Annotated in this window: 15 protein-coding genes; 10 read left to right on the top strand and 5 right to left on the bottom strand. The window is 62.4% G+C overall.

The features are described from left to right. Positions 1-22 precede the first annotated feature (22 nt). Positions 23-817: a 2OG-Fe dioxygenase family protein gene (locus tag A9O65_RS05040; protein ID WP_064701525.1), complete on the bottom strand. Its 795-nt coding sequence runs from the start codon at positions 815-817 to the stop codon at positions 23-25. 279 nt (positions 818-1,096) lie between these two features. Between A9O65_RS05040 and A9O65_RS05035 the strand changes: the two genes are divergently transcribed. The 3 genes from A9O65_RS05035 (at position 1,097) to A9O65_RS05025 (ending at position 5,782) form a co-directional block, all read left to right on the top strand. Beyond that, positions 1,097-2,914 (top strand): putative bifunctional diguanylate cyclase/phosphodiesterase, encoded by a 1,818-nt coding sequence (locus A9O65_RS05035; RefSeq protein WP_064700386.1) that lies wholly within the window; start codon positions 1,097-1,099, stop codon positions 2,912-2,914. A 129-nt stretch (positions 2,915-3,043) separates the two neighbouring features. Then, the gene (locus A9O65_RS05030) at positions 3,044-4,330 is read left to right on the top strand and encodes an MATE family efflux transporter (RefSeq protein WP_064700510.1); all 1,287 of its coding nucleotides are present in this window, start codon (positions 3,044-3,046) and stop codon (positions 4,328-4,330) included. Between the two features lie 192 nt (positions 4,331-4,522). Next, a complete protein-coding gene (locus tag A9O65_RS05025) occupies positions 4,523-5,782 on the top strand; it encodes a D-amino acid dehydrogenase (RefSeq protein WP_064701524.1) in 1,260 nt (419 codons plus the stop codon). A 110-nt stretch (positions 5,783-5,892) separates the two neighbouring features. Here the strand turns inward: A9O65_RS05025 and A9O65_RS05020 are convergent, their stop codons facing one another. From A9O65_RS05020 to phhA, 3 genes are all read right to left on the bottom strand, one after another. Continuing rightward, positions 5,893-7,080, bottom strand: a complete 1,188-nt coding sequence (locus A9O65_RS05020) for an amino acid aminotransferase (RefSeq protein ID WP_064700384.1) — start codon at positions 7,078-7,080, stop codon at positions 5,893-5,895. Beyond that, entirely contained in the window at positions 7,081-7,419 is a 339-nt protein-coding gene (locus A9O65_RS05015) for a 4a-hydroxytetrahydrobiopterin dehydratase (RefSeq protein ID WP_064700383.1), read from the bottom strand. Between the two features lie 105 nt (positions 7,420-7,524). Continuing rightward, a complete protein-coding gene (gene phhA / locus A9O65_RS05010) occupies positions 7,525-8,340 on the bottom strand; it encodes a phenylalanine 4-monooxygenase (protein WP_073292155.1) in 816 nt (271 codons plus the stop codon). 285 nt (positions 8,341-8,625) lie between these two features. Between phhA and A9O65_RS05005 the strand changes: the two genes are divergently transcribed. Both A9O65_RS05005 and A9O65_RS05000 read left to right on the top strand, forming a co-directional pair. After that, positions 8,626-10,191, top strand: a complete 1,566-nt coding sequence (locus A9O65_RS05005) for a sigma-54-dependent transcriptional regulator (RefSeq protein WP_064700382.1) — start codon at positions 8,626-8,628, stop codon at positions 10,189-10,191. Continuing rightward, positions 10,188-10,799: a hypothetical protein gene (locus tag A9O65_RS05000; RefSeq protein WP_064700381.1), complete on the top strand. Its 612-nt coding sequence runs from the start codon at positions 10,188-10,190 to the stop codon at positions 10,797-10,799. Before A9O65_RS05005 ends, A9O65_RS05000 begins: the two co-directional genes overlap by 4 nt. Positions 10,800-10,821: 22 nt before the next feature. On the opposite strand, the gene cfa is transcribed toward A9O65_RS05000, so the two are convergent. After that, entirely contained in the window at positions 10,822-11,973 is a 1,152-nt protein-coding gene (gene cfa, locus A9O65_RS04995; protein WP_064701523.1) for a cyclopropane fatty acyl phospholipid synthase, read from the bottom strand. A gap of 171 nt (positions 11,974-12,144) precedes the next feature. Here cfa and A9O65_RS04990 point away from each other — a divergent pair, with 171 nt between their 5' ends. From A9O65_RS04990 to A9O65_RS04970, 5 genes are all read left to right on the top strand, one after another. Continuing rightward, positions 12,145-12,453 carry an MTH1187 family thiamine-binding protein gene (locus tag A9O65_RS04990; RefSeq protein WP_064700379.1) on the top strand — a complete coding sequence of 103 codons (309 nt, stop codon included), beginning with the start codon at positions 12,145-12,147 and terminating at the stop codon, positions 12,451-12,453. Positions 12,454-12,708: 255 nt separating this feature from the next. Then, positions 12,709-13,809 carry a 4-hydroxyphenylpyruvate dioxygenase gene (gene hppD / locus A9O65_RS04985; protein WP_064700378.1) on the top strand — a complete coding sequence of 367 codons (1,101 nt, stop codon included), beginning with the start codon at positions 12,709-12,711 and terminating at the stop codon, positions 13,807-13,809. A 189-nt stretch (positions 13,810-13,998) separates the two neighbouring features. Next, on the top strand, positions 13,999-15,459 hold the full coding sequence (locus A9O65_RS04980; RefSeq protein WP_064700377.1) for a sodium-dependent transporter: 1,461 nt from the start codon (positions 13,999-14,001) through the stop codon (positions 15,457-15,459). 224 nt (positions 15,460-15,683) lie between these two features. Then, positions 15,684-16,493, top strand: a complete 810-nt coding sequence (gene cobA, locus A9O65_RS04975) for a uroporphyrinogen-III C-methyltransferase (RefSeq protein WP_064701569.1) — start codon at positions 15,684-15,686, stop codon at positions 16,491-16,493. A 49-nt stretch (positions 16,494-16,542) separates the two neighbouring features. Further along, positions 16,543-16,959 carry a septal ring lytic transglycosylase RlpA family protein gene (locus tag A9O65_RS04970; protein ID WP_064701522.1) on the top strand — a complete coding sequence of 139 codons (417 nt, stop codon included), beginning with the start codon at positions 16,543-16,545 and terminating at the stop codon, positions 16,957-16,959. Positions 16,960-17,023: the final 64 nt, after the last annotated feature.

The following is a 17,023-nucleotide window of genomic DNA, read 5'->3' as shown; positions in this document are numbered from 1 at the left end:
TCACCGCCTCCGGAACACGAGCTTATGAGGCTTCATTGAGCACGGCGTCCGGGAAATGACGCCGCAGGACCCGGTTCTGGAAAGGATCCACGAACCGGCTGTTGATGATGATGATGAAGCGCTCGAAGGGCTCCTCGGCATTCTGCTGCGTGATGGCATCCACGCTGTGGTAGAGCCGGTCGTCACGCAGGTGCAGAATGTCGCCCGGATCGAGTGTCGCGTCGGCCACCGGCCGGGTACCGGCCTTGTCGGCATAGAGGTGATTGTCGGCACCGGTCACGTTGTGGCGGCTGACCACCATGATGCTCAAGGCCTGGCATCCGTCGGCATGGATGCCCTGGCCCTGGAGAGGGTCGACCTGCCCCTTGCCCCTGACGCCCGTGATCTGCATCAGGATCGGCTCGTTGGCCTGAAGATTCCAGAGCCGCGCCCAGGCGCGCACGAAGGCCTTGACATCGGGGCGCTGCAGGAAGGTCTCCGTCAAGGGGGCATAGTAGCGCAGCCGGTCGGCCATGCTTTCGGCATCATTGAAGGCGCCTCCCTGTGCCATGGGGCAGTGCCCCATGTCCTGAACCTCACCATTCCCGTCCAGGGCCAGCCACGACATGCGCTTCCAGCGTTGATTGACGTAAGGGTCTCTCGGCAGATCCGCCGTGAAGGATTGCCAGGCGGGCAGATCGAGGCGGTCCCGCAGGCTGGTCATCGCCCAGTCCTGCTCCGCCAGTTGCGCCGTGACCTCGGGCGACCAGTAGTCGCCGAGGGAGTCCGACGGCATGGTGGTGCTATCAAATCCATACTTGAGTGTGTCGAGTTTCATGGAATGACTCCTTTCCTGAGAGTGTGACTTTTCGGATCGTTGCCGGAGAACACCGGGCAACAGTAAGGAAAGGAGGAGAGATGTAACTCAATGTCAAAGTCTCGAAGCCATGGGATGGCACCGAAATCAATGAGGCATGCCGTCAGGAGCGGAACGATCGTATTCGTGGCGCTTGAACTCGTGCGGCATCAATGACAGTTTTCATCATGCTTGGTCATGGATGACGTATGAGAAATCTCATACCCTTGTCGGCTACTTCCTACAACAATGAGGGTGGACATGGTCGGTCGCGCTTCGCGTCTACGACAGTGGTTGCGTCGCATCGGAGTGAGACGTCGTGGGAAGCCACCGAACTATACTTGCCCGACGCCGACGGACGACGTGGAGCGGGTCAGGCGTCAGTACCAGGAGAGCGAACAGCGCTTCCGGGCGCTGCTCGAGAGTCTCCCCAAGGTTGCGGTGCAGGGTTATGACCGGGATCGTCGCGTCATCTACTGGAACGAGGCCAGCACGACGCTTTATGGCTACACGGCCGAAGAGGCAAGCGGCAGGCGACTCGAGGACCTGATCATTCCCGACGAGATGCGCGAGGACATGATCGAGGCGCATCGTGCCTGGATCCAGGAAGGGAAGGAGATTCCGGCCGAAGAGCTCGAACTCAGGCATCATAGCGGGGAACGGGTACCAGTGTTCTCCCACCATGTGATGCTTGGTGAGCATACCGAGTCTCCGCTGATGTTCTGTATCGATGTCGATCTGTCCGATCAGAAGCGCGCACGTCGCGACCTGGCCTTCGTCACGCATTTCGATGCCTTGACCCATCTGCCCAATCGGCATGCTTTCGAAACCGAGCTGGAAGAGGTGCTGGAAAACTGCCTTCAGCGACAAGCCGGCCTGACGGTGATCTATCTCGATGTCGACCGTTTCTCCGAGATCAATGATGCCATGGGCTATGAACAGGGCGATCGTCTGCTGGTCGAGCTGGCCCGGCGGCTGGGACAGGAACAGCGATTGGCCGATCTGATGTCCCGTGCGGCAAGTGATGAGTTCGTGATGGCCTTTCCCGGGGTGGATCAGCAAGAGGATATCAGCCGCCTGGTCGGCAAGGTGCAGCAGACGCTGCGCCGACCCTTCGTGATGGAGGAGGGGGAGCGTCGGATCACCGCAGCGATGGGAGTCAGTCTGTTTCCCGATAATGGCCTGAGTGCCCGGGAGTTGATCCGCAATGCCGACGTCGCCAAGAATCGCGCCAAGCTGGATGGACCGGGCGGGCTGCAATTCTTCCAGCAGCATCACCATGATGAGCTGGTCCGCGAGCAGCGGATGGTCGAACAGCTTGAGCTGGCCATCGAGCATCGGGAACTGAGCCTGCATTACCAGCCCCAGGTTTCCGTGGTCAGCGGTCGTATCGAGAATCTCGAAGCCTTGCTGCGCTGGCAGCCACGCGATTCTTCCTCCTTTGTCCCGCCGGGAGAGTTCATCTCGCTGGCCGAGCGGTCGGGGTTGATCCATCGGCTCGGCGATTGGGTGATGGAGGAAGTGTGTCGACAACAGGCCGCATGGCGCAGAGCAGGGTTTTCGACCTCGCGAGTCGATATCAACCTCTCGGGGCGCCAGATGCTGCGGCCCGACACCTTGGCGCGCTTCGAGGCATGCCTGGAACGATATGGCCTGACGCCGCAGGATATCGGAATCGAGTTGACCGAGAATGTGCTCATCGAAGCCGCTCCCCTGGTGCTGGAAGACCTGAGGCGCCTGTATCATCGCGGGGTGCGCATTGCCATTGACGATTTCGGGACCGGCTATTCTTCGCTGAGCTATCTCAAGCACTTTCCCGTCACGGCCCTCAAGGTCGATCGCGCCTTCATGCGCGATGCGCCCAAGCAGCCCGAGGACCGCGCCATCATGGAAGCCGCCATCTTCATCGGCCATCGCCTGGGGCTTGAGGTCGTGGCCGAAGGCGTCGAGAGTGCGGAGCAGCTCTCCCTGATACGCGAGATGCGCTGCGATCTGGCCCAGGGATATTTCTTCTATCGCCCCATGCCGGCGCCCGATATCCAGGTATTGCTGGGCGGTACGGCGGGGTGGTCGAGGTAAGCCCCGCGCTGGTCTGCGAGATGGCGTAGAATGGGGGCTTATCGTGCACTATCCGGAGTCATCGTGAGTCATACCGATACGACCCCTGCGCCGTCGCTGGGCGTGACGCTGTGGCGCCAGACCTGGCCGATGGCCATTGGCGTGTTGTCTCTGCTCGGCTTTCAACTGGTCGACAGTGCCTTCATTGCGCGGCTGGGAACGGCACCGCTGGCGGCGCAGTCCTTCACCTTTCCGCTGAGCTTTCTGATCATCGGCGTTCAAGTGGGAATGGGCATCGCCATTGCCGCCTTGATATCGCGAGCCCTGGGCGCGGGCGAGCAGGCCCGGGCAAAACGCCTGGGCAGTCTGGTACTGCTGAGCGGTACCGGCGTGATCGCACTGCTGGTGCTGTTGCTGTGGTGGCTACAGGCGCCTATCTTCCTGCGTCTGGGGGCAGCGCCCGAATCGCTGGGATTGATTCGCTCCTATTGGACCCCCCAGTTGCTGTCCGCCTGGCTGGGGGCCTGCCTGTATTTCGGTTACAGCCTGTTCCGGGCCCATGGCAACACGCGTCTGCCGGGCGTGTTGATGGTCGTGACCAGCCTGGTCAACCTGGCGCTCGATCCCCTGTTGATCTTCGGTGCCGGCCCCTGGCCCGGCCTGGGGCTGCCCGGTGCTGCCATTGCCACGGTGCTGGCCTTCGCCCTGGGACTGATGATACTGGGCTGGCGACTGGCGGGCCTCGACTGGTTGTCGTGGCAAGGGCTCGTGGACGAATGGCGTCTCTCGCTTCGTCCCTTTGCGGGCATTGCCGGCCCCGCGATGATCAGCCAGTTGATGCCTCCCCTGGCGGCGATGCTTGCCATTTCGGCGGTAGCGAGCCTGGGAGAGGCCCAAGTCGCAGCCTGGGGCCTGGCCAATCGCCTGGAAACGGTATCCTTGATGGTGGTGCTGGCCATGACGATGTCGCTGCCACCCTGGCTGGGGCGCTGCTATGGCGCTGGGGACTGGGCGCAGATACATCGTCTGCTGCGACTGGCGCTGCGGGTTGTCGTGGTCTGGCAATTGGCACTGGGGCTGATCCTGGCGGTGGCCGCGCCCTGGGTGGCGCAGGCGTTGTCGGGCAATCCCGAGGTGCGTGGAGACCTGGCAATGCTGGTACGCTTCATGCTGCCGAGCTATGCGGCCCTGGGGGTCTGCATGCTGGTGGTGTCCGCCGGCAATGCCTTGGGTTGGCCTCTGCGCGCCATGTTGATGTCCGCGGCGCGGTTGTTCGTTTTCTATCTGCCTTGCCTGTGGATTGGGACCTGGCTGGCTGGTCTGACGGGGCTGGCGGCCGGCGCGGCCCTGGGGAATCTGCTGGCCGGTCTGGCAGCCTGGGGACTGTTGCGTCGTGTGCTTTCCAGTCCACGTCGCATGGCGGCGGTATCATCATAGTGTTTTGTTCTGTTTTTGTTGTTTTCTATAGGATTTTAAAAATATTTGGAAATATAATTTGAATTTTATATCTGATTATTATCCATAAAACAGAATAAACATCTATCTTATCGTCCTTATACTGCTTTCCCGAGGCGCCGGGCGGGTGCCGATGGCCTGCTGGCAGCGACCACAAGCACAAGAGGGGAAAGCATGAAGGTATTGATTCTGGGAAGTGGCGTCGTGGGCGTCACCAGCGCTTATTATCTGGCACGCCAGGGCCATGAGGTAACGGTGGTGGACCGTCAACCGTCGCCGGCCATGGAGACCAGTTATGGCAATGCCGGCCAGGTATCCTTCGGTTTTTCCTCTCCCTGGGCGGCGCCTGGCATCCCGCAGAAGGCCGTGAAGTGGATGTTCCAGGAACACGCGCCGCTCAAGATCCAGCCAAGAATGGACCCGACCATGGCGCGCTTCATGCTGCAGATGTTCGGCAACTGCAATGCCGAACGCTATGCGGTGAACAAGGAGCGCATGGTGCGTATCGCCGAACATAGCCGGGCCTGCATCGATGCCCTGCGTGCGGAGACGGGCATCCGCTACGAGGATCGTCAGCGGGGCCTGCTGCAACTGTTCCGCCACGAGAGCCAGGTCGAGGCAGTGGCCAAGGACATGCAGGTGCTCGCCCAGTGCGGCGTGCGCCACGATCTGCTCGATGCCGAAGCGATCAAGGCGGTGGAACCCGCGTTGGCCCGGGTGCCCGGGAAGTTCGTCGGCGGCCTGCACCTGCCCGATGATCAGACCGGGGATTGCCACCTATTTACCAATCGGTTGGCCGACTATTGCCGCGAGCAACTCGGCGTGGATTTCCGCTTCAATGTCGAGGTCCAGCGCCTCAAGCGTGGCGGAAGCGGCATTGAAAGTGTGGTGACCAGCGCCGGCGAATGGACCGCTGATGCCTATGTGGTCTGTCTGGGCAGCTATTCGCCCTTTCTCGTCAAGGACCTCGATATTCGCCTGCCGATCTATCCCGTCAAGGGCTACAGCCTGACCGTGCCCGTCGTCGATGACGGCGGCGCGCCGCAATCCACGGTGATGGACGAGACCTTCAAGGTGGCGATTTCTCGCTTCGATGACCGCATTCGCGTCGGCGGCACCGCGGAGCTGGCGTCCTATGACCTGAGCCTGCTGGAGAAGCGTCGTGCGACCATCGGCATGGTGGTGCGCGATGTCTTCCCAGAAGGGGGGGATGTGGCCAGGGCGGAGTTCTGGGCCGGTCTTCGTCCGATGACGCCGGATTCCACGCCGATCATCGGCGCAACCCGACATGACAACCTGTGGCTGAACACCGGCCACGGTACCCTGGGTTGGACCATGAGCTGCGGCAGTGCCCAGTTGCTGGCCGACCTGATCGACGGGCGTGATACCGCCATCGATCCCGCAGGCCTGGACGTATCGCGCTACGCGGCATGAAGGTGTCATGAGCCGGCATCGAAAAGGCCCCGTCGGACATGCCGGCGGGGCCTTTCGGTTGCCTGCCCGGCCATGCTGCCGGGCAGAGGCCTGGGGAGGCCTCGGCGAACTCAGTTGACGGCGGCGATCGCCTTGGCGAGATAGGGCAGGTTCTCCTGGGAGAAGCCGGCGACGTTGGCACGGCCGGAACGCACCATGTAGATGCCGAACTCATCGCGCAGGCGATCCACCTGTTCCGGCGTCAGGCCGGTATAGGAGAACATGCCGCGCTGCTCGGCGACACAGGCATACTTCTGATCCAGGCCATAGGGCTTCAAGGCCTCGACGAAGTCGCGACGCAGGGTATTGATGCGGTCGCGCATTTCGGTGAGTTCCTCGCGCCAGATGGCGGCGAGCTCGGCCGAATGAAGAATCTCGGCGACGATGGCGCCGCCGTGGGCCGGCGGGTTGGAATAGTTCTCGCGGGCCACGATGGCGACCTGCGAGCGCACGTTTTCCATCTGCTCATTGTCCTTGGCGACCATGATCAGGCAGCCGGTCCGCTCGCAGTAGATGCCGAAGTTCTTCGAGCAGGAGCTGGTGATGATCACCTCATCGAGGTTCTCGGCCAGCAGGCGCGGGCCATAGGCATCCTCGTCGAGACCTTCGCCGAAGCCCTGGTAGGCGAAGTCGACCAGCGGCAGCAGATTGCGCTGCTTGACCACTTCCAGGACCTGTCCCCACTGTTCGCGGGAGAGATCGAAGCCGGTCGGGTTGTGGCAGCAGGCGTGAAGCAGCACCACGTCACCTTCGGGAATCTCCTTGAGGGCGGCGAGCATGCCGTCGAAGTCGAGCCGGTTCTCGGCATCCACGTAGGGATACTTCTTCAGGGTGAGGCCCGCAGCCGGGAAGATGCCGAGGTGGTTCGGCCAGGTCGGGTCGCTGACCCAGATGTCCTTGCCGGGCAACTGGGTGGCGATGAAGTCCGCCGCCAGGCGCAGGGCGCCGGTACCGCCGGGCGATTGGGTGGCGCTGGCGCGACCGGCCTCGAGCACCGGCGAGCCTTCACCGAGCACCAGGGGCAGTACAGCCTGGCCGTAGCGTGGATCGCCGTGGGAACCGATGTAGGTCTTGGTGGACTCGTTCTTGAGCAGCAGGGCCTCGGCATCCTTGACCGCGCGCATCACCGGGGTGTTGCCCTGAGCGTCACGATAGACGCCGACGCCGAGATCGACCTTCTGGGGATTGGTGTCCTTCTTGAAGGCCTCGATGAGCCCGAGGATGGCATCCCCGGGGACCCGCTCAATTTGCTCGAACATTTACTTCGCTACCTCGTCGGTTCTGGCGGCAAGAATGAAATCGTTCTTGTGCAGGCCCTTCATCTCGTGGGACCACCAGGTCACGGTGACCTTGCCCCATTCGGTCAGCAGCGCCGGGTGATGCCCCGCCTGCTCGGCGATTTCGCCAACCTCGTTGGTAAACGCCAGGGCCTGACGAAAGTTGCGGAACTTGAAGATCCGCTCCAGTTGCATGATGCCATCGCGCTCGACGATCTGCCACTCGGGGATGTCGCGACGGTATTGCTCGATTTCGCTCTCGGTGACGTGAGGGGCGTCCCAACTGCACGCCTCGCACTGCTGTTCGGAAAGCTCGCTCATGATGACTCCTCGTCGTTGGGTCTTCCTGGAATGTCTGGGGATGCCAGGGCGTGGACTCAAGGGCACTGGCGCGTTCCGGCACCGACGGCTTCGGTGACTGTGGGGTCAGGCGGAAAGTGACTTGGGCGGAAAGCGCGGCTCGAAGAGCCCCTGCGCCATGGCGTCGTGGACCATGCCCATGATGTCGCGTTCCGATAGTTCATGCAGGGTTTCCAGGCTGTCCAGTACATAGTAGAGCGGCTGGAGAATATCGATGCGATAGGGAGTGCGCAGGGCATCCATGGGGTCGAAGGGAGCATGAACCGGCGTGTCGGACAGCGCATGCAGGGTCTCCTTGGGCGAGGAGATGATGCCGCCGCCGTAGATGCGCCGTCCTGCGGCGGTATCGACCAGGCCGAATTCCACGGTCATCCAGTACAGTCGTGCCAGATAGACCCGCTCCTTCGGTGCCGCCTCCAGGCCCAGCCGGCCATAGGTGGCGGTGAATTCGGCGAAGGCCGGGTTGGTGAGCATCGGGCAGTGGCCGAAGATCTCGTGGAAGATGTCCGGTTCTTGGAGGTAGTCCATTTCTTCCGGGGCGCGGATGAAGGTCGCGACCGGGAAGCGTCGGGCGGCCAGCAGTTCGAAGAAGGTGTCGAAGGGGATCAGGGCCGGTACCTGGGCGGTTTCCCAGCCGGTGGCGGCCTTGAGAACGTGATCGACATCAGCGAGCTGGGGCACATGGTCGAGCGGAAGCGCCAGACGTTCGAGGCCATCCAGATATTCCTGGCATACGCGTCCTTCGATCAGCGCGAGCTGTCGCTCCATGAGAGTCTGCCAGGTGGCATTCTCGCGCGCCGACCAGGCAATGTGCCCGTCGTCATCCGGCATGTGGACCCGATAGCCGGTCTTGCTGGTGATCTGGTCGTCTCGTGCCTTCATGGGATCTCCCGCGGTGGATTGAGGTTGTTATGTGCCTGAGGGATATCCTTGAGCCTAGGCGCTGCGGTGCGGGGATGGCAGGGCCATGCCGCATCGACGGGTGGTTCGTCGAGAGCGGAAGCGTAAGGGAAACGTTACAGTTGTTGGCACCCACGGCCACTCTGGCGAGGTGAAGCGGGATGAGGCGCGTTGTGGCAGGGCAGGTGTCACGTTATCTTGACACTCGAGTCACGTCGACCTGACACGTAATGTCGCGTCGCCCGTTTTCCGATCGAAGAGACCTCCATGCGCTTGAGATTTCATTGCCAGAACCGGATCGGTATCCTGCGCGATATCGTTGCCCACTTTGCTGATTATGGGCTCAACGTCGCCCATGGTGAGGTCGGCGGAGAGCACGGCAATGCCATCTACCTGCATGTGCCCAACCTGCTCAATGCCCAACTGGCCACCTTGAGACCCGAACTGGAGCAGGTGCCAGGGGTGTTCGGGGTGCGCCGCGTCAGCCTGATGCCCAGCGAGCGTCGCCATCTCGAGCTCGACGCGCTGCTGTCGTCGCTTTCCGATCCCGTGATGTCCATCGATATGGAAGGCCATCTGGTGGCCGCCAATCGCGCGGCCGGCCAGCTGCTCGGCGTGCGTGTCGATGAAGTGCCGGGGCTGTCGTTGGACCGATATCTGCCCGATCTGGACCTGCCGGCGCTGATTCGGCGCAACAATGCCCGGGTCAACGGGCTGCGTATCCGCTTGCACGAGGCCACCTATCTTGCCGACATCGCGCCGCTGCATCGCGAGAACCTGGAAGACGTGGCCTCGCTGGCCGGCGCCGTGGTGACCCTGCATCGCGCTGATCGCATCGGCGAGCGCATCTATCAGGTGCAGCGCCAGGAACTGCGGGGGTTCGAATCGCTGTTCCAGTCGAGCCCCCGGCTCGAAGCCTTGATCCGCGAGGCGCGGCGCATGGCACCGCTGGATGCGCCGCTGTTGATCCAGGGCGAGACGGGCACCGGCAAGGAACTGCTGGCGCGGGCCTGCCATCTGGCCAGTGCGCGGGGGCAAGCCCCCTTCATGGCGCTGAACTGTGCCGGCTTGCCGGAATCCATGGCCGAGACCGAACTGTTCGGCTATGCACCGGGGGCCTTCGAGGGGGCTCGCCCAGAGGGCAAGCTCGGCCTGCTGGAGCTGACCGCCGGCGGTACCATCTTTCTTGACGAGGTGGGCGAGACCAGCCCGCGCATGCAGGTCAAGCTGCTACGCTTCCTGCAGGATGGCGGTTTCCGGCGGGTCGGCAGCGACGAGGAGACCTACCTGGATGTGCGAGTGATCTGCGCCACCCAGCAGGATCTTCCCAGCCTCTGCAGTGCGGGACGGTTTCGTCAGGATCTCTATCATCGCCTCAACGTGCTCACCCTGACGGTGCCGCCGCTGCGCGATTGCCTGGATGGCATCGAGGCGTTGGCCGGACACTTCGTCGATCGTGCTGCGCGACAGATCGGCTGCCCGTTGCCGACCCTGTCGCCGGCCGCCGTGGCCAGGCTCTGTGCCTATCATTGGCCAGGCAATGTGCGTCAGCTGGAGAATGTGCTTTTCCAGGCTGTCTCGCTGTGCGAGGGCGGGACCATCGAGCCCGGTCAGTTGCGTCTTCCCGACGTCGGCCAGGCTCCGGGCCTGTCCGGCATCGATCTGGATGGTTCGCTGGCCGATATCCTCGGCGAGGTCGAGCGCCGGGTGCTGGCTACGCTCTATCCGCAGAATCCATCGAGCCGCCAACTGGCGAAACGCCTCGGCGTCTCGCACACCACCATTGCCAACAAGCTCAAGCGACACGGCATCGGTGGAGGAGAGGAGGCATGAAGGCCGGTTTTTCCGGGCGTCTGCCCTTGTGGTTGAAGGTGGCGTTCACGCTATGGATCCTGTTCTGGGCACCGGCCGTGGCCCTCAAGGTCGGCATTCAGAATTATCTGTGGCTGTGCAACCTGGCCAATTTCCTGCTGCTGATAGGCCTTTGGGCGGAGAGTCGCCTGATCATCTCGATGCAGTGGCTGGCCACTGCCCTGGTGGGCAGCCTCTGGGCACTGGATGCAGGCGTTGCCTGGGTGTCCGGATGGCATCCCATCGGTGGCACCGAATACATGTTCGACGCCAATACGCCCCTGGGAGTAAGGTTGCTGTCGCTCTACCACTTGATTCTGCCGCTGGTCGCCGGTGCCGGCGTCGCCCGCCTGGGGTATGCTCCCAGGGCGTTGGTCTGGCAGACCGCATTGACCTGGGTGGCGGTACCGGCCGCCTTCCTGCTGACTGAGCCCTGGCGCAACGTCAACTGGGTGCATGGCCCGTTCGGGACGCCGCAAGGCCTGCTCGACCCTGTCGTCTACTTGATCGGTCTGATGCTGGCCTGGCCACTACTGCTGTATCTCCCCGTCCACCTGGCGACCCGTTTATGGCAGCGGCGTCGCCTGTGACCGTCGTTATGAGACGGTGGGATCAGCGAGGCGCGTCGTAGCGACCGTCCCGACGATGCGAATAGACGACTTGCCAGAGCTGCAGGTCCCGAGCGCGGAAGGCGCCGGCACAGACCGAGAGGTAATAGCGGAACATTCGACGGGTCCGCTCGTTGTAGCGATCGGCGATCTCGTGCCAGTGGGCATCGAAGTTGGCCAGCCAGGCCATCAGGGTACGGTCGTAGTCGGCGCCGAAGTTCTGCCAGTCCTCCATCAACAGCTTGCCCTCGCTGGCGTCGGCGATGTGCTTGATCGACGGCAGGACGCCGTTGGGAAAGATGTAGCGGTTGATCCAGGGGTCGGCGCTGATATCCGACTTGTTGGAGCCGATGGTGTGAAGAACGAAGAGACCATCTTTCGCCAGCAGGCGTTGCACCGTATCGAAGTAAGTGGCGTAGTTGCGGTGGCCGACGTGTTCGAACATGCCGATGGAAACGATGCGGTCGAAGGACCCTTCCAGGTCGCGGTAGTCCTCGAGGAGGATCTCGACCGGTAGTCCCTGGCAACGCTGCCGGGCCAGTTCGGCCTGCTCGCGGGAGATGGTGATGCCGGTGACTTCGACGCCGTAATGGCGTGCAGCGTGCTCGGCGAAGCTGCCCCAGCCGCAGCCGATGTCCAGCACGCGCATGCCGGGGTGCAGGTCCAGCTTGCGGCAGGCGAGGTCGAGCTTGGCGACCTGGGCCTCGTGCAGGTTTTTCGCGTCTTTCCAGTAGCCGCAGGAATAGCACATGGTTTCATCGAGCATGCGCTGGAAGAGGTCGTTGCCGAGGTCATAGTGCGCCTCGCCGACGATATAGGCTCTGGCACGGCTCTGCAGGTTCATGACGCCCGACAGCAGGCGATACTTCCAGCGTTCCGAGCGTGACTTGGCATGCTCGCCCAGCCCGTGGCGCAGCATCAGGTGTGCCATCTCGTCGATGCGCTCGCACTCCCACCAGCCATCCATGTATGCCTCTCCCAGGCCCAGGGTGCCCTGGCGGAGGACGCGCGAGAAGAAATCGGGGTGGTAGACCTGAATGTCCTGGGGTGAACTACCGTTCAGGGTGACGCCGGAGCCGTCCAGCAGCTTCTCGACGGTGTGGCGAGCCCGGGAGTCGGGCAGGGCGACGGGGCCAAGGTGCGGTTCGCTGGTCATGGAAGTCCTCCTGGTCCTTCAGACGCGAATGGGAGAGTGTAGCGGGCCGGGATGTGGCATGTTGGATCAGGTGCGGGTCCTTCAGGACTCCTGTTATAAATACTGAGCGTAGACCAGGCCCAATTGTTCTTGGTAATCAACCCTTTTGACATTCTGCATGAAGGAGTACGGATGAATGTGATCATCGATATCTGTGTGGTGCCCATCGGGGTCGGCGTTTCGGTGTCCGCCCATGTTGCGGCCTGCCAGGATGTCATCCGCGAGGCGGGGCTCGAGCATCGCATGCACGCTTACGGCACCAATGTCGAGGGCCCTTGGGACGACGTGATGGCCGCGGTCAAGCGTTGCCATGAGGTCGTCCATGACATGGGGGCGCCGCGCATCACCACGACGATGAAGATTAGCACGCGAACGGATCGTGTGCAGCACATGGACGACAAGGTCTCGAGTGTGGTCGAGCGACTCGGCGACAAGGCATGATGGCGTCATTGGTGTCAGCCTGATGTGACGCAGTGTAAGGATATCGTTACACGGAGGGAGGGCTGAGCGGGGCGGAGACGGTGCTGTCACGCAGTCTTTACACCAGGGAGCGGTCGATGCCGGTCGATACCGATCGATGCCGGTGATTCGGGCATTCCGGGGTCACGAGGGGAGCACTAGGCTGGAGGCATCTCAGGGCCGAGTGCCCGGTAGACAGCAGCGACCGATACAACCACAACCGACATCGGAGGATGCATGAACGCTCCCGCCAAGACGCCCCGGACCATCAGCGAAACCAATCCCATCGGTACCGATGGCTTCGAATTCGTCGAGTATACCGCTCCCACCGAGGAAGGTATCGAGGCCCTGCGCGCCCTGTTCCTGACCCTTGGCTTCACCGAAACCCGTCGTCATCGCTCCAAGGCGGTGAGCCTGTTCCAGCAGGAGAACATCAATTTCGTGCTGAACGCCGAGCCCGGTAGTCATGCCGCTGCATTCGCGGCCAAGCATGGTCCTTCGGCCTGCGCCATGGCCTGGCGTGTCGCCGATGCCAAGCTGGCCTTCGAGCACGCTGTCGAGGCTGGCGCCAAGGCTGTGGAAACGCCGGTTGGCCCTGGCGAGGTGGGCATTCCCGCCGTCGAGGGGATCGGTGGCTCCCTGCTGTACTTCGTCGACCACAAGGTGGACGGCGAGGGGCGCACTATCTATGACATCGATTTCGAGCCGATTCCGGGAACGAGCCCGCAGGACAACAGCGCCGGCCTGCAGGTCCTGGATCACCTGACCCACAATGTCGATCGAGGCCAGATGAATGTCTGGGCCGACTTCTATACACGCCTGGCCAACTTTCGCGAGATCCGCTACTTCGATATCGAAGGCAAGAAGACCGGCCTGCACTCCCGGGCGATGACGGCGCCCTGCGGCAAGATGCACATTCCGATCAACGAGTCCGCCGACGATACCTCCCAGATCGCCGAATTCCTGCGCGAGTACAATGGCGAGGGCATTCAGCACCTGGCCATGGCCACCGATGACATCTATGCCACGGTGCGCGCGCTCAAGGCCAATGGCATCACCTTCATGACCACCCCGGACACCTACTACGAAAAGGTCGATGCCAGGGTGCCCAACCATGAGGAGAACCTCGAGGAACTGCGTGAGCTGAATCTGCTGGTGGATGGCGGTCCCGAGCAGGGCGTGTTGCTGCAGATATTTACCGAGACCGTGATCGGACCGATCTTCTTCGAGATCATCCAGCGCAAGGGCAACGATGGGTTCGGCGAAGGTAACTTCAAGGCCTTGTTCGAATCCATCGAGGAAGACCAGATTCGTCGTGGCGTGCTCAAGGACGACTGAGCCGTGACGTTCGCCCCCGCCACCTCCTGGCGGGGGCGGGCACGAGGCGCCTGACGAGAACAATCTACCGCCTCTCTGCCCAATCACGACAAAATCCGTCACAATATCGTCGCTGCAATCTGCCATGTCGCGTGGTAGGCGACCTAACAGTGACGGGTAAAACAAGAGTTCCGTGATTCCTGGTGTAACATGACAAAGACTGAACGACCCCGTATCCAGTGGCTCGGCCGCTGGGGCTTCGTCCTGGCGGCTACCGGCTCTGCGGTCGGCCTGGGCAACGTATGGAAATTCCCTTACATGACCGGTGAGTACGGAGGAGCGGCCTTCGTGCTCGTTTACCTAGTCTGCATCCTGTCGGTCGGGGTTCCGGTGATGATGACCGAGATCGCCCTCGGGCGACGCGGTCGTGGTAGCCCCATCGACGCCATTCGCCGGATGGCCAGCGAATCGGGCCGTTCATCGGCCTGGTCGTTGCTTGGCTGGATGGCCATGCTGTGCGGTTTCATGATCCTGTGCTTCTACGTGGTCGTGGCAGGATGGTCATTCGCCTATTTATGGAAGATGCTCAGCGGCGGCCTGGCGGGCTCCAGTGTCGACGACATGGCCGCCATCTTTTCCGCCAACAATGCCAATCCCTGGAGCCTCGGTGCCTGGAGCACGGTAGTGGCGGTGGCCACCATGGTGATCGTCGGCAAGGGGGTGCAGTCCGGTATCGAGAAAAGTGTCAGCTGGATGATGCCCGGCATGGTCATCATGCTGCTCATCATGATCGGCTATGGCGCCTTCTCGGGCGGCTTCGGCGACGCGTTGCGCTTCCTGTTCGCCTTCAATGCCTCGAGCCTTTCGAGCGAGGGCATGCTGGCAGCCATGGGGCACGCTTTCTTCACCCTCTCGCTGGCTTCGGGCGCCATCCTCACCTACGGCAGCTACCTGCCGCGCGAGGCCTCCATCGGTCGTACCACCCTGACCGTAGCGGTGGCCGATACGCTGGTGGCGTTGATGGCGGGCCTGGCGATCTTCCCGGTGATCTTTGCCAACGGCATGGAACCGGGCAGTGGCCCAGGGCTGATCTTCATGAGCCTGCCCCTGGCGTTCCAGGCCATGCCTCTGGGCACCCTGTTCGGCATCCTGTTCTTCGTGATGTTGTCCATGGCGGCGCTGACCTCGTCGATCTCCATGGTCGAGGCCACGGTGTCCTGGTTGACCGATAACAAGGGACTCAGCCGTCGTGCGGCCTCCTGGGGGACCGGCATTGTCCTCTGGGTGATCAGCACGCTGGCGATGCTGTCGTTCAATGTCGGCGCCGAGTGGACCCTGCTCGGCAAGCACTTCTTCGACTGGCTGGACTTCCTGACCTCGCGTCTGATGATGCCCTTGGGTGGACTGGGCATGGCACTGCTCGCCGGCTTCGTGCTCAAGAGCGAGACGCTTCGCGAGGAGCTCGGCCTGTCGCCGCTGATCCATGGTCTTTGGTTGTTCATGGTGCGTTACGTGAGTCCGCTCGGTATCCTGCTGATCTTCGTCGATGCCCTGGGTTGGCTCGATATCGATTTCGCCGCCCAGTGGCCTTGGCTGGCGCTGGTGCTGGCGATCATCACCCTGATTGGCGAACTGACCCGTCCGGGATTGAAGCGCGCCTTCTGCCCCTGACGGCCATAGCAGCCGATCCTTGAACATCGCCCCCGCTTCGCGGGGGCGATGTCATTTCACCCCCTTGGTTGGTTATATGCTTGCGCTGAGTCGTTAGTGGTAATTTTTCGACAATTTTATTACTTTATTGCATATAAAATTTATCCGGTCAGGAATATTGGAATATGAGTGCCGCCTCCCGAACCTCGTCGAGCGATGCCTTGCCGCCGTCGTCTTCCGTATCGATGCCGGGGCGAGTCAGTCTGGTGGGCGCCGGGCCGGGAGATCCGGAACTGTTGACCATCAAGGCCTGGCGTCGCCTGCAGTCGGCGGAGGTGATCCTGCATGATCGCCTGGTGAGCGAGGAGATTCTGGCGCTGGCCAATCCGGATGCCCGACGACTTTACGTCGGCAAGGAGCGTTCCAGGCACAGCGTGCCTCAGGAGGGCATCAACCAGGCGTTGGTAGACTGGGCGCGTGCCGGTCAGCGGGTCGTGCGGCTCAAGGGCGGGGACCCCTTCATCTTCGGCCGGGGAGGCGAAGAGCTCGAAGCCCTGGTCGGCGCGGGTATCATGGTCGAGGTCGTGCCCGGCATCACCGCCGCCTCGGGGTGTGCTGCCTATGCCGGCATTCCCCTGACCCACCGCGACCATGCGCAGTCGGTGCGTTTCATCACCGGCCATCTGCGCGATGGAGGGTGCGAACTGGATTGGCCGACGCTGGCTCGACCGGGGCAGACCCTGGTGTTCTACATGGGGCTCGGGAGTCTCGAGATCATCGGAGAGCGCCTGCAGGCCCATGGTCTGGCGCCCGATACCCCACTGGCGCTGATCGAGCAGGGAACCACGCGACGCCAGAGGGTCCACGTGGGAACCCTGGCCGATTTGCCTTCGGCGGACGATGCGGATAAGATTCGACCGCCGACACTGATCATCGTCGGCGATGTGGTGACGTTGCACGGCGCGCTGGATTGGTTCGATAACGCACGAGCCGGGGCCGCTGGCTGGTTGCAGGGAAAGCACCCGACGCCGTCTGACACGTCTCGAGGCACCTGATTACCGTGAGGAGGCTGGTATGGGTGTACAAGCTGTCGTGAGGTGACGCATGGGGTTTTCCAACAAGACGAGTGGCGCTAAGCGCCATTTCCTGCGACATGGCGTGCTTGCCGTGGCGCTTTTTCTGTTGAGCGGTTGCGCGAGTGATGGCGTGGCCAGCGAATCAGGAATGACACCGATCCAGAAAGGGGTGGCATCCTATTACAGCGACCGTTTTCAGGGGCGCACCACCGCCAGCGGTGTGCCGTTCGATCAGCGGGCGTTGACGGCGGCCCACAAGTCCTTGCCGTTCGGCACCAAGGTGCTGGTGACTCGCCGCGACAATGGTCGCCAGGTCGAGGTCATGATCAATGACCGGGGGCCCTATGTCGATGGGCGCGTCATTGATCTTTCCAAGAGTGCCGCCCGGGAACTGGGCATGCTGGGGCGCGGTGTGGCGCCGGTGGAGCTCAGCTACGTGCGCTGAGCCTTGTATTTGTCGGAAAGGTACCTGGGCTCGCCGAGGTCCTCGACAGTGCTTGACGCTGTCG

The sequence above is a fragment of the Halomonas caseinilytica genome, from assembly GCF_001662305.1.
Taxonomy (GTDB): Bacteria; Pseudomonadota; Gammaproteobacteria; order Pseudomonadales; family Halomonadaceae; genus Halomonas; species Halomonas caseinilytica.
The sequence above is the reverse complement of the archived record's forward strand: the minus strand, read 5'-3'. Positions and strand labels throughout refer to the sequence as shown.

What these genes read in the sequence shown, in the direction of transcription:
- A9O65_RS05040 (WP_064701525.1), bottom strand. Translation starts at nt 817, where the DNA reads ATGAAACTCGACACACTCAAGTATGGATTTGATAGCACCACCATGCCG.
- A9O65_RS05035 (WP_064700386.1), top strand. Translation starts at nt 1,097, where the DNA reads ATGGTCGGTCGCGCTTCGCGTCTACGACAGTGGTTGCGTCGCATCGGA.
- A9O65_RS05030 (WP_064700510.1), top strand. Translation starts at nt 3,044, where the DNA reads ATGGCCATTGGCGTGTTGTCTCTGCTCGGCTTTCAACTGGTCGACAGT.
- A9O65_RS05025 (WP_064701524.1), top strand. Translation starts at nt 4,523, where the DNA reads ATGAAGGTATTGATTCTGGGAAGTGGCGTCGTGGGCGTCACCAGCGCT.
- A9O65_RS05020 (WP_064700384.1), bottom strand. Translation starts at nt 7,080, where the DNA reads ATGTTCGAGCAAATTGAGCGGGTCCCCGGGGATGCCATCCTCGGGCTC.
- A9O65_RS05015 (WP_064700383.1), bottom strand. Translation starts at nt 7,419, where the DNA reads ATGAGCGAGCTTTCCGAACAGCAGTGCGAGGCGTGCAGTTGGGACGCC.
- phhA (WP_073292155.1), bottom strand. Translation starts at nt 8,340, where the DNA reads ATGAAGGCACGAGACGACCAGATCACCAGCAAGACCGGCTATCGGGTC.
- A9O65_RS05005 (WP_064700382.1), top strand. Translation starts at nt 8,626, where the DNA reads ATGCGCTTGAGATTTCATTGCCAGAACCGGATCGGTATCCTGCGCGAT.
- A9O65_RS05000 (WP_064700381.1), top strand. Translation starts at nt 10,188, where the DNA reads ATGAAGGCCGGTTTTTCCGGGCGTCTGCCCTTGTGGTTGAAGGTGGCG.
- cfa (WP_064701523.1), bottom strand. Translation starts at nt 11,973, where the DNA reads ATGACCAGCGAACCGCACCTTGGCCCCGTCGCCCTGCCCGACTCCCGG.
- A9O65_RS04990 (WP_064700379.1), top strand. Translation starts at nt 12,145, where the DNA reads ATGAATGTGATCATCGATATCTGTGTGGTGCCCATCGGGGTCGGCGTT.
- hppD (WP_064700378.1), top strand. Translation starts at nt 12,709, where the DNA reads ATGAACGCTCCCGCCAAGACGCCCCGGACCATCAGCGAAACCAATCCC.
- A9O65_RS04980 (WP_064700377.1), top strand. Translation starts at nt 13,999, where the DNA reads ATGACAAAGACTGAACGACCCCGTATCCAGTGGCTCGGCCGCTGGGGC.
- cobA (WP_064701569.1), top strand. Translation starts at nt 15,684, where the DNA reads ATGCCGGGGCGAGTCAGTCTGGTGGGCGCCGGGCCGGGAGATCCGGAA.
- A9O65_RS04970 (WP_064701522.1), top strand. Translation starts at nt 16,543, where the DNA reads ATGGGGTTTTCCAACAAGACGAGTGGCGCTAAGCGCCATTTCCTGCGA.